Origin of the sequence: Streptomyces sp. SID11385 (genome assembly GCF_010548245.1) — a bacterium.
Classification (GTDB): Bacteria; Actinomycetota; Actinomycetes; order Streptomycetales; family Streptomycetaceae; genus Streptomyces.
The window spans coordinates 1-230 of sequence record NZ_JAAGLR010001140.1; the positions used below are offsets into that span (position 1 = coordinate 1).

Below are 230 nucleotides of genomic sequence, written 5' to 3' on the forward strand. Positions count from 1 at the left end.
GGGCGTGGCACCGTGCCAGGCGGAGGGCGGGAGGTGGGAGTCGCGGGGGGCCGGCGAAGCCGCCGGGTTCTGCCCGGGCTGCGGGTACTGCGCGTGCTGCGGGTTCTGCGCATCGGCCGGGAGCGCCGGCGTCCGCTCGTGCGGACCGGTGGTGCTCTGTCGCTCGCGCACCCCGTACGGGTCGCTGATCCGGCCCGGGGTCTCGGGCTCGGGCTCGGGTGCGGTCGCGA

Annotated in this window: 1 pseudogene; it reads right to left on the reverse strand. The window is 78.3% G+C overall.

The annotated features are described in order from the left end of the window. Positions 1-230 (reverse strand): annotated as a pseudogene (locus G3I42_RS37240) (hypothetical protein); the annotation flags it as partial.